11 protein-coding genes, 1 tRNA gene, 3 rRNA genes and 1 other RNA gene are annotated in these 10656 nt (G+C 29.9%); 12 read left to right on the forward strand and 4 right to left on the reverse strand.

What is annotated here, in order from left to right; all coding sequences use genetic code 11:
• Both SPD90_RS04655 and rrf read left to right on the forward strand, forming a co-directional pair.
• Positions 1 to 89 (forward strand): 23S ribosomal RNA (locus tag SPD90_RS04655); the annotation flags it as partial.
• A 76-nt stretch (positions 90 to 165) separates the two neighbouring features.
• Positions 166 to 282, forward strand: a 5S ribosomal RNA gene (gene rrf / locus SPD90_RS04660).
• 131 nt (positions 283 to 413) lie between these two features.
• On the opposite strand, the gene nadC is transcribed toward rrf, so the two are convergent.
• The 3 genes from nadC to nadA are packed head-to-tail and all read right to left on the reverse strand — an operon-like array spanning position 414 to position 3452.
• The gene (gene nadC, locus SPD90_RS04665) at positions 414 to 1256 is read right to left on the reverse strand and encodes a carboxylating nicotinate-nucleotide diphosphorylase (RefSeq protein ID WP_320924458.1); all 843 of its coding nucleotides are present in this window, start codon (positions 1254 to 1256) and stop codon (positions 414 to 416) included.
• Complete coding sequence (locus SPD90_RS04670) at positions 1249 to 2541, reverse strand: L-aspartate oxidase (RefSeq protein WP_320623861.1); 1293 nt, start codon at positions 2539 to 2541, stop codon at positions 1249 to 1251. The genes nadC and SPD90_RS04670 overlap by 8 nt, the downstream gene beginning before the upstream one ends.
• Positions 2542 to 2543: 2 nt before the next feature.
• Complete coding sequence (gene nadA, locus SPD90_RS04675) at positions 2544 to 3452, reverse strand: quinolinate synthase NadA (RefSeq protein ID WP_320924459.1); 909 nt, start codon at positions 3450 to 3452, stop codon at positions 2544 to 2546.
• A 235-nt stretch (positions 3453 to 3687) separates the two neighbouring features.
• On the opposite strand from nadA, the gene SPD90_RS04680 reads away from it, so the two are divergent.
• From SPD90_RS04680 to SPD90_RS04715, 8 genes are all read left to right on the forward strand, one after another.
• Positions 3688 to 4203 (forward strand): transcription repressor NadR, encoded by a 516-nt coding sequence (locus SPD90_RS04680; protein ID WP_320924460.1) that lies wholly within the window; start codon positions 3688 to 3690, stop codon positions 4201 to 4203.
• A gap of 169 nt (positions 4204 to 4372) precedes the next feature.
• Positions 4373 to 4825: a nucleoside deaminase gene (locus tag SPD90_RS04685; RefSeq protein ID WP_320624628.1), complete on the forward strand. Its 453-nt coding sequence runs from the start codon at positions 4373 to 4375 to the stop codon at positions 4823 to 4825.
• Between the two features lie 3 nt (positions 4826 to 4828).
• A tRNA-Ser gene (locus SPD90_RS04690) sits at positions 4829 to 4921 on the forward strand.
• A gap of 28 nt (positions 4922 to 4949) precedes the next feature.
• Positions 4950 to 5213, forward strand: an RNA gene (ffs, locus tag SPD90_RS04695) — signal recognition particle sRNA large type.
• Between the two features lie 183 nt (positions 5214 to 5396).
• Complete coding sequence (gene dnaX, locus SPD90_RS04700; RefSeq protein WP_320924461.1) at positions 5397 to 7043, forward strand: DNA polymerase III subunit gamma/tau; 1647 nt, start codon at positions 5397 to 5399, stop codon at positions 7041 to 7043.
• Between the two features lie 59 nt (positions 7044 to 7102).
• Positions 7103 to 7447: a YbaB/EbfC family nucleoid-associated protein gene (locus SPD90_RS04705; protein WP_320624630.1), complete on the forward strand. Its 345-nt coding sequence runs from the start codon at positions 7103 to 7105 to the stop codon at positions 7445 to 7447.
• A 12-nt stretch (positions 7448 to 7459) separates the two neighbouring features.
• Positions 7460 to 8059 carry a recombination mediator RecR gene (gene recR / locus SPD90_RS04710; protein WP_320626902.1) on the forward strand — a complete coding sequence of 200 codons (600 nt, stop codon included), beginning with the start codon at positions 7460 to 7462 and terminating at the stop codon, positions 8057 to 8059.
• A 137-nt stretch (positions 8060 to 8196) separates the two neighbouring features.
• Positions 8197 to 8400: a hypothetical protein gene (locus SPD90_RS04715; RefSeq protein ID WP_320626901.1), complete on the forward strand. Its 204-nt coding sequence runs from the start codon at positions 8197 to 8199 to the stop codon at positions 8398 to 8400.
• 101 nt (positions 8401 to 8501) lie between these two features.
• Here the strand turns inward: SPD90_RS04715 and SPD90_RS04720 are convergent, their stop codons facing one another.
• Positions 8502 to 9665, reverse strand: coding sequence for an MGDG synthase family glycosyltransferase (locus tag SPD90_RS04720; protein ID WP_320626900.1), 1164 nt, complete (start codon positions 9663 to 9665; stop codon positions 8502 to 8504).
• A 154-nt stretch (positions 9666 to 9819) separates the two neighbouring features.
• Between SPD90_RS04720 and SPD90_RS04725 the strand changes: the two genes are divergently transcribed.
• The gene (locus SPD90_RS04725) at positions 9820 to 10050 is read left to right on the forward strand and encodes a glutaredoxin family protein (protein ID WP_320626899.1); all 231 of its coding nucleotides are present in this window, start codon (positions 9820 to 9822) and stop codon (positions 10048 to 10050) included.
• A gap of 516 nt (positions 10051 to 10566) precedes the next feature.
• Positions 10567 to 10656: ribosomal RNA gene (locus tag SPD90_RS04730) — 16S ribosomal RNA — on the forward strand; the annotation flags it as partial.

Raw genomic sequence — 10656 nt, forward strand, 5'->3', positions numbered from 1 at the left:
CCAGGAAGACTACCTGGTTGATAGGTCAGAGGTGTAAGTGCAGTAATGTATTTAGCTTACTGATACTAATAGATCGAGGACTTGACCAAATGAATAATGGCATTCATTAAATGTTTTCAGTTTTGAAAGTATTAAATTTATATAGATTTAGTATAATAAAGATTATGTGGTTATTATAGCAAAGAGGATACACCTGTTCCCATTCCGAACACAGAAGTTAAGCTCTTTAGCGCCGATGGTACTTGGTGGGTGACCGCCTGGGAGAGTAGGACGTAGCCACGTAATCTTTTTTTATGTTTTGAAATTATTTAAGGCTTGGGAATTATGTATAGATATAAAAAGTCTACATTTTGATAATTAATTAAAAACTTCAAAATGTAGACTTTTTTAATTTTAATATTTTATGGAGCTTGTTAGTTTAAAGGTTTTAGGTTTTTCATACTTAAATCTAATATTTTAGCTGAATGAGTTAAAGCGCCTACTGATATAAAATCTACACCTATTTCAGCTATAGATTTTATTGTTTCTAATGAAACATTTCCAGAAAACTCAATTTCAGCCTTGTCTCCTATTATAGAAACGGCCTTTTTAGCTGTGTCTAAGTCCATATTATCTAGCATTATTATATCTGCTTTTACGTCTAAGGCTTCTTGCACCATATCTAGTGTTTCTGTTTCTACTTCTATTTTTCTTACAAATGAAGAATTTTTTCTAGCTAGGTTAACGGCATTAGTTATTCCGCCAGCTGCGTCGATATGGTTGTCCTTAAGCATTACACCATCAGATAGATTAAATCTATGATTATTTCCACCGCCGACTTTTACAGCGTATTTTTCTAATATTTTTAAATTAGGAGTTGTTTTTCTAGTATCTAATAATTTTGCGTCGGTATGTTCTATTTGTTTTACGAATTTATTAGTTAAAGTCGCTATTCCACTCATTCTTTGAAGGATGTTTAAAGCAACTCTTTCTCCCATAAGTATATTTCTAGTACTGCCTTTAAGTTCAGCAATTTTTTCTTTTGGATATACTTTATCCCCATCTTTTTTCAACAAATCCACAGTTACACCACCTAATATGTGGAAAACTCTTGCATATACTTCTAATCCAGCTATGATACCTTCTTCCTTACAAAGAAGATCAACTGAAGATATACTATCCTCTGATATTATTGAATTAGTAGTTATATCCTCGTTTGGAATGTCTTCAACAAGGGCATCTTTTATTATTTTATCTACAATTAAAAAATTAATCATCTATTATACCACCCTTTTCTTTAATAGCTTCTACAACTAATTTTTTGTTTTCCTCTGCAATTTGTTCTATTGTTTTATCCACAGTGTTAACAGGTTTTGTGATTAATTCTGTATTATTGATTGAATTATTTATAATATTTGCAGCTCTCTTAGAGAATACTAATCCTTCTAATAAAGAGTTGCTAGCTAGTCTGTTAGCACCGTGTATTCCTGTACAGCTAGTTTCACCGACTGCGAAAAGGCGATTTAAAGATGTTTGACTGTTAGTATCTACTTTTATACCGCCCATAAAGTAATGTTGGGCAGGAGATACCTTTACAGGTTCTTTTGTTATATCAGTTCCTTTTTCAAGACAGTTTTGATAGATTAAAGAAAATCTATTTTTTATATAATCAGGATCTAGGAAGCTGATATCTAATAAAACATAAGGTGTATTTGTCTTTTTCATTTGTTCAAATACGGCAGCTGAAACGACATCTCTTGGTAATAATTCATTTACAAATCTTTCGCCATTTACATTTCTAAGTATTCCACCTTCACCTCTTACTGATTCAGATATAAGAAATCTTCTTTCGTCTTCTGTTTCATCGTAAAAAGCAGTAGGATGTATTTGTATATAATTAATATCTTTAAGCTCTACATTATGTCTTATAGCTGTAGCTAAACCATCGCCTTTTAAAATTCTTTGACTAGTAGAATTTTTATAAAGTCCTCCGATTCCACCACAAGCTAGGATTACATATTTAGCAAAAACATTTATTTGTTTATTGTCTTTTAATAGGATAGCTCCTATACATTTATTATCATCTTCAATTATATCTACAAAGAAAGTATCTTCGTAAACAGTTATATTTTTTCTAGTAAGTACGTTTTTTACAAGTGTTTTTTCTACATCTTCACCTGTGTGATCGTTAGTATGTACTATTCTGTTTACACAGTGAGCACCTTCTTTTGTGTAGTCCCAATCTCCATTTTCATCTAAGTCAAGTTTCAAACCTAAAGAAACTAATTCTTCTACATTTTCTATAGATTCAGAAGTTAGAATCTTTACAGCGTCTAAATCATTTTTATATTGTCCAGCCTTAAGAGTATCTTCTATGAAGTCTGGTATATCTTCTTTGGTTCTAGCAACTGAAATACCACCTTGGGCTAGAGCAGTATTAGTACAGTCTATTTTTCCTTTTGAAACTACTAAAACATCTAAATTACTATCTAAATTAAGAGCACTGTATAAACCAGAAACTCCTGACCCAATTATTAAAACATCAACATTCTTATTTTCCATAACTATTTCCCCAATTTATGCATATTTTCTAGAGCGGTTAAAGCTTTTTTACTAGTTTCTTCGTCTAGAATGATTTCTTCTCTTTTACCAGTTAATGCGTCGTAAACATCTTGCAAAGAAGTTTTCTTCATGTTAGGACAGATCATCATTTCTGGGAAGTAGAATTTTTTATCTGGATTATTTTTATTAAGTTGATGTAGTACACCTTGTTCTGTACAAATTATGAATTCTTTGTCTTCACATTCAGTCGCAAATTTGATTATGCCACTAGTACTACCGATATAATCACTTAAATTTCTAACTTCTTTAGAACATTCAGGATGAGATAAAACTTTTACATTTGGATGTTCTTCTTTTAATTTTGTTACATCTTCTGCAGATACTCTTTCATGAGTAGGACAGAATCCCTTCCATTGTATAAATTCTTTTTCTGGGAAGAATTCAGCTATGTATCCACCTAAATTTCTATCAGGTAAAAATAGTATTTGTTTATTAGGTATATTTTTCATTATTTCTAAAGCACTAGATGATGTAACAGAAGCATCACAAAGAGCTTTAACTTCGTAAGATGAATTTATGTAGCAAACTTTAAATGCATCTGGATATTCTTTTATTTTTTCTTTTACATCTTCAACTTCAGCCATATCTGCCATAGGACACCCTGCACTTGGAGCTGGCAATATAACTGTTTTATTTGGAGATAAAACTTTTGCACTTTCAGCCATGAATTTAACACCGCAGAATATTATTAAATCTTCTTTGGCATCACGAGCTACTTTGCTTAAGTAGTAAGAATCTCCTACATAATCAGCAATTTCTTGTACTTCAGGAATTTGATATAGATGCGCTAATATTATAGCGTTTTTTTCTTTTTTTAATTTTAATATCTTTTCAGATAATTGATTTGTCATAATTTACCCCTTTTTTTAAAAATGTATTTACAGGTGTAAATACACCTGTGACAACAATTATAGCATCTTATAATTTACTATTCAATAAAAAACTAATCGTTAATTTTTTAATTTGTAATTATACATATATCGAGCTATTATCAAAAAGTTAACGATTGCTTTTTGTTATGAAAGTATATAGAATAAATAAAAGATAGTGAAAAAAGAAAATAATAGAATGAGAAGAAGGTGCAAAATGAACCCAAATGAAAGAAGAGAAAAGTTATTGGAGATTCTTAAAAATGCTGATGAACCTGTAAAGGGGAGTGTATTATCAGCAAAACTTGATGTAAGTAGACAAGTTATTGTAAAAGACATAGCACTTTTGAGAGCATCTGGTGTTGAAATTTTAGCAACGTCTACTGGATATATGATTTTAAATTCGCTAATAAAAAGAGAGTTTGAGATAATGTGTAAAAATCACAAATCAAATGATGAAATTTTTGAGGAATTAAAAACTATAATTGATTTAGGTGGAAAAGCAAAAGATGTTATAGTAAAACACCCTACTTATGGAATAGTAAGGGCTGATTTAAATGTGGCTACAAATAGGGATTTAAAGAAATTTATGGAAAAAGTATCGAGAAATGAATTTAAACAATTATCTATCTTATCACCAGAGTATCACATTCATACAATTGAGGTTTCTGATGTAGAAGTATTGGAGGAAATAAAGCAGGAATTAAGGGCAAAAAATATTTTATTTGAATAATTGAGATAGACAAAGGGGACCTGTGTTTAATAGGTCCTTTTATATTTTTAAGTAAATTATAACAATTTGATAAAAAAAGTCGCATAAAGTAAAAATTTGAAATAAAAAATAAGTTGAATTATAAAAAAAGTTATGTTAATATTAATATGTTATATGTTTAGGAGGTATGATGGATAAATTATTTTTTATGAATGAAGCGATAGAAGAAGCTAAAAAAGCATATGATAAAGGTGAAACTCCTATAGGTGCAGTAGTGGTCAAAGACGATCAGATTATAGGTAGAGGTCATAATTTAACTGAAACCTTAAAGGATAGCACAGCTCATGCAGAGATGCTAGCTATAAAGGATGCAGCTGAGACATTAGGAGGCTGGAGATTGATGAATTGTGATCTATATGTGACAATGGAGCCTTGTATTATGTGTAGTGGAGCTATTGTTAATTCCAGAATAAAAAATATAATTATTGGAACTAAACATATTAAAAATGCTAATATAGAAAAACAACATACATTTAAGATGGAGTACTTTAAAGATAGTCGTGTAAATGTAGAGTTTGGAATTATGGAAGAAGAGTGTTCGATCATTCTGCAAAGATTTTTTAAAGACCTAAGAAAAAAATAAATTGGAGAGATGGTCGAGAGGACGAAGACGCTGGCCTGGAAAGCTAGTATGCGAGTCAAAACCGTATCGTGGGTTCGAATCCCACTCTCTCCGCCAAGAAAGCATAATATCGGTTACAACTTTGCTGTACTAGATGGGGAAGTAGCGGTGCCCTGTAACCTGCAATCCGCTATAGCAGGATTGAATTCCATCTAGAGGCTACTGCTTTGTGGAGCTGCCCGAAGCAAGTGGTGTTGACGCTTAGGTCCTATGCAATGTAAGCCCATGAACCCTGTCAGATCCGGAAGGAAGCAGCAGTAAGTGGTTACTGCATGTGACGTGGGAGTGCCTAAGTTGAGCTAACTACTTCGGTAACGTCTGTGAAGCATAGTCAATAGATGGTGTACAGCATTTTAATATATAAAACAAGATCCCTTTTGACAGGGATTTTTATTTTGCAAAATTTTTTTCATATAAGCTATAGAATTGTTTAAATAAAGTTTTTTTATCAATTTAATGATATAATAATTAAAGAAATTGTCTAAATTATATTTAGAGGAAAAACTATATTTAAAATAAAGGGGAGATAAATGTGCATAAGGCGTTATATAGAGTATATAGACCTAAGAGTTTTAATGATATAGTAGGTCAAGAGCATATAGTTAGAACTTTAAAAAATCAAATAGAAAGCCAAAATGTAGGGCATGCATATTTATTTTGTGGTACAAGAGGTACAGGTAAAACATCTACAGCAAAGATATTTTCTAGGGCTGTAAATTGTACTGATCTACATGATAATGAACCTTGTAATGAATGTGAAAGCTGTAGAGAAATTTTAGAAGATAAAACTATGGATGTAGTTGAAATAGATGCTGCTTCAAATAACAGTGTAGACGATATAAGAGAATTAAGAGAAAATGTAAAGTATTCTCCTTCTAAATCTAAATATAAAGTATATATAATCGATGAGGTTCATATGCTATCACAAGGAGCATTTAATGCGCTTTTAAAGACATTAGAAGAGCCACCGTCATATGTTATATTTATATTGGCCACTACAGAACCGCATAAAATTCCTGCAACAATACTGTCTAGATGTCAACGATTTGATTTTAAAAGAGTTACAGTCAAAGATATTTCCTCTAGAATGAAATATATATGTGAAAAAGAAGGAATAGAAGCTGACGATAAAGCATTAAATTTAATAGCTAGAAATTCACAAGGTGCACTTAGAGATGCACTTAGTATATTAGACCAATGTATATCATTTCAAGGGCATACTATAAGCTATAACGATGTAATTGAGCTTTTAGGAAGTGTAAATATAGAACAATTATTTGATTTGGCAGACTCAATAATAAAAGAAAATACAAAAAAATCACTTCAAATCCTAAATGATTTTATCGTTTGGGGTAAGGATGTAAGAAATTTAGTAAACGATTTAATAGATCATTTCAGAAATTTAATGGTTTGCAAAATTTCAAATGACCTAGATGATATTATATCACTGCCAGAGGAAACTATAGATTTACTCAAAAAACAGGCAAATACAATAGATACAAACAACTTGATAAGAATTTTAAATATATTATCAGAAACACAAGATGCTATGAAAACTTCATCAAATCCAAGGGTTCTTATGGAAGTGACTATGATAAAAATAGTTCAACCTATGTTTGATGAAAGTAAAGAAGCTCTAATTAAGAGAATAGAGAACTTAGAAAAGAAAATTGAATCAGGAAATATAAAAGTTAATCACATATCCACAAATCAATCAGTGGATAACTTTGATAAAAATGATCAAATCGACAAAAATATACAAGAAATTCAATCAGAAGAAAATATAGAATATGAAAATATAAAAAATGATGATGTTAAATTAATTCAAAAATCATGGAAAAATATATTACAAAAGATGAAAGAAGATAAGGAGCAGGTAACTAGAGCCTTACTTCAAGATGTAGATAGCTTTAATGTATCAGAGGACACTCTATATATAATTTTTACGGACAATTATTCCTTTGCTAAATCTAGATTGGATTCACCTAAAACTATACAATACGTGGAAAAAGTAATAAGAGAAGTATTGAATAGAAGCTTCAATGTAAAAATAGCTTTAAAATCTCAAGTAGTAAATTTAAATACTGAGATAAAAAAAGAGGATAAAGGTGAAAAGATATTAAAAGATATAGTAAGCGAGGATATATTAGAAGTAAAAGATAGTATTGAAAAAAGCTGAAATAAATGATAATAATTATATTATGATACAATGAAAAATTTTTTAAGGAGGAAAGATAAATGGCTAAAAAAGGATTTGGCGGAGGAATGATGCCAGGAAATATGAATCAACTTTTAAAGCAAGCTCAAAAAATGCAAGATAATATGCAAAAAATGCAACAAGAATTAGAAGCTAAAGAGTTTGAAGTATCTGTAGGAGGAGGAGCTGTAACTGTTAAAGTTAATGGTAAAAAAGAGCTTTTAGACATAAATATGAAACCAGAAGTTGTTGACCCAGATGATATAGAAATGTTACAAGATTTAGTAATAAGTGCTGTAAACGAAGCTTTAAGAAAAGTTGACGATGCTCAATCATCTCAAATGAGTAAAATGACTGGGGGAATGAATATACCAGGATTATTTTAGTAGGTGATAATGATGCAATATTATACAGAGCCTATAAGTAGGCTTATTGAAGAATTTTCAAAGCTTCCAGGAGTAGGTAAAAAAACGGCTCAAAGATTGGCTTTTCATATTATTAATATGAATACGAATGATGTAGAAGCTCTATCAAAGGCGATTTTAGATGCGAAAAGAAAAGTCAAATACTGTTCCATATGTTGTAATATAACAGATAAGGACCCTTGCAGTATGTGTTCTAATCCAAACAGAGATCCAAGCGTAATATGTGTAGTAGAAGATCCTAGAGATGTAGCGGCTATGGAAAAAATAAAAGAATTTAAGGGACAATACCATGTTTTAAACGGTGTAATTTCACCTATGGATGGTGTGGGACCGGATATGATAAACATAAAGGAATTAATCCAAAGATTAGGCAATCAAGAGGTTAAGGAAATAATAATGGCTACTAATCCAACTATAGAGGGAGAAGCTACAGCTATGTATATAGCTAGACTTATAAAGCCTATGGGAATTAAAGTCACTAGAATAGCTCATGGGTTACCTGTAGGAGGAGATTTAGAATATGCCGATGAAGTTACTATATCTAAAGCCTTGGAAGGAAGAAGAGAAATATAATAAAAATTTTTAATAAATATAGGAAATCAGCGTGGAATAATATGTTTTATTTTGCGCTGATTTTTTTAATTTACTTAATTGAATCGTTAAAAACATTGTTGTATAATCTTATTAATAAATTTAAATAGAGGTGTAAAATGAAAACAACTATGGATTTTGAGGAGTATACTGTTAATAAAGAAAAAAGACAGAGAAAAATTGAATCTAAAAAAAGAGACAAATCAAAAAGTACAACTAAAAGAAAAAAACATGTAGTAAAGGACAATAGAAATAGCTCTTTCAGAAATAACTACAAGAATTATCAGTATGATTATGAAGAAGATTTTTATGAGCCATATTAAAATTAAAAGACGATATTGTAAAATCAGCCAACTCATTAGAGTTGGCTTTATTAATTACTTATTGAATTATGTACTTTTGGTTATATGTTATATTGATAAGATTAACCGATTATATCAATTACCAAGTTTGCTATATCTTCAGCTGTGTTTTGTTTTTTTATAGCTTTTATGTTGTTTTTAATTAATTCTATTCTAGATGGATTGTCTATAAGAACTTTTAGTAATACAGAAAGAGTGAATTTTTTAGAAGTTCTTATAGCAGCACCACAATTTGATAAAAAGTCTAGGTTTTCTTCTTCTGGTCCAGGGATGTAATAAGGAATGATCATCGGTAATTCCTTTATTAAACATTCAGTAGTTGTCAAGCCACCTGGTTTTGAAATCATTATATCAACAGATGATAATATATCGTTCATTTTTTTAGTAAAACCAAGCACAGATATATTTTTATCAAATGCATGTTTATCAATTGATTTTTCTAATTTTTCTTTTAAGCTTTCATTTCTTCCTGCGATTACAAGTATTTGAAAATCTCTGTCTATAGATATTAATTCCTTTAAGGTATCTTTTATATTTCCAGCTCCAAAGCTACCACCCATTACTAATACAGTAAATTTATCAGGAATAAGTCCTAATTCTTCAAGCACAACACTTTTGTCTCTATGCTCTAAAAATGATTTTTCAACAGGGATGCCATATACCTTTATCTTTTTATCGTCTATGCCCTCTGAGATTAAAACCTCTCTTACATATTCGTCTCCAGCGATATAATAATCAATTTCATCTTGGATATATGTTGAATGAGCTGTGTAATCAGTTAAAACTGATATAAGAGGCGGAATGTAAAAGCTACTAAAAATATTGTTGTCAGGATATTTTTTCTTTAAAGTGCTTAGAGCTATCATAGGAAATGGATGAGTTCCTATGATTAAGTCAGGTTTGGAATCCTTCAATAATTTTTTTAGCTTTGAACACATAAGAGTATTAAATAAATTGCCTTTAAACTCATTTTTTGCCATTATATTAGCATCAGATATTTTGTACATACCACCCCAAGCTTTAGGTGTGTATTTAGCTGATTTTTCATAACCACTAGAGATGATTTTATCTGTTGCTGTGTTTATCATTTTTAAACTATCTACAATTTCGCAATCGATATATTCTCCATCGATTGATTTTTTTTCTAGTTCGTCTTTTATTGCGTGGGCTGCTCTATTATGCCCCCCACCTGTAGAGGCGGACATAATTAGTACCTTTTTCGACATTACAAATAACCTCCTAATTATTATGATTATATTGCTTTATTTTTATAAATTATGTACTATTAATTATATTTTTATAATTTATAATACATATTAATTTTATAATATGTAAAACTGAAAATAAAGTAAAATATAGGAAATAGGGAGTTGAAGCGTATTGAAGAAAATAGAAATGTACACAAGTGATACTTGTCCGAATTGTGTAAAATTGAAAGAGTTCTTGAAAAAAAATAATATAGAATATACTGAATATAATATATCAAAGAGTGAAAAATATAGAAAAGAACTTATAAAAGAAGGCTTTTTATCTGTACCAGTTATGAAAATAGATAATGATTATGTTTTAGGATTTGATGTACCTAGGATAAAACAATTATTATCTTTATAAAATTTATTGTTATAAAAATTTACTATTATAGGCATACTAATTGAAGATAATAATTTTATTTCATAGATTTTATAGAAATATATTTTTTATAAAATCTATGATGAATTATAGGGGTTTTTAATAGATTTATTTAGGTATATCTTACGAGAATATACAAATAATAAAAATAAAATAAAAAAAGTATTGACGAAAGTTTTTTTTGGTGGTATAGTATTACTTGTCCTTGAGAGAAAAGGACGAGAGCTTGAGAAGTTTAAGAGTTTTAAAGTTTTAAATGAAAAAAACTTTAAAAAAGTTCTTGACAAAAAAATAAAATTTTGTTAAACTAATTAAGCTGACTTAAGCAAATGAACTTTGAAAATTAAACAGTAGGTTAAATAATAAACTTTAATTCACACGAATTAAAAGCAACAAACCAAGCCAGATATTCGATAATGATTAGTTTGAGCAGGAAACTTTATTTTGAGCAATTGACATGAGCGAAGCGAATGGACATTGCGACATAAAGTGTAACTTTATTTTGAGAGTTTGATCCTGGCTCAGGATGAACGCTGGCGGCGTGCCTAACACATGCAAGTTGAGCGATCTTCTTCGGAAGAGAGCGGC

The sequence above is a fragment of the Intestinibacter sp. genome (assembly GCF_034113885.1).
Lineage (GTDB): Bacteria > Bacillota > Clostridia > Peptostreptococcales > Peptostreptococcaceae > Intestinibacter.

Excerpts from the sequence above, each read along its gene's own strand:
- SPD90_RS04680 (WP_320924460.1), top strand. The coding sequence starts at position 3,688 with ATGAACCCAAATGAAAGAAGAGAAAAGTTATTGGAGATTCTTAAAAAT.
- SPD90_RS04715 (WP_320626901.1), top strand. The coding sequence starts at position 8,197 with ATGAAAACAACTATGGATTTTGAGGAGTATACTGTTAATAAAGAAAAA.
- nadC (WP_320924458.1), bottom strand. The coding sequence starts at position 1,256 with ATGATTAATTTTTTAATTGTAGATAAAATAATAAAAGATGCCCTTGTT.
- nadA (WP_320924459.1), bottom strand. The coding sequence starts at position 3,452 with ATGACAAATCAATTATCTGAAAAGATATTAAAATTAAAAAAAGAAAAA.
- SPD90_RS04670 (WP_320623861.1), bottom strand. The coding sequence starts at position 2,541 with ATGGAAAATAAGAATGTTGATGTTTTAATAATTGGGTCAGGAGTTTCT.
- SPD90_RS04720 (WP_320626900.1), bottom strand. The coding sequence starts at position 9,665 with ATGTCGAAAAAGGTACTAATTATGTCCGCCTCTACAGGTGGGGGGCAT.
- SPD90_RS04685 (WP_320624628.1), top strand. The coding sequence starts at position 4,373 with ATGGATAAATTATTTTTTATGAATGAAGCGATAGAAGAAGCTAAAAAA.
- SPD90_RS04705 (WP_320624630.1), top strand. The coding sequence starts at position 7,103 with ATGGCTAAAAAAGGATTTGGCGGAGGAATGATGCCAGGAAATATGAAT.
- recR (WP_320626902.1), top strand. The coding sequence starts at position 7,460 with ATGCAATATTATACAGAGCCTATAAGTAGGCTTATTGAAGAATTTTCA.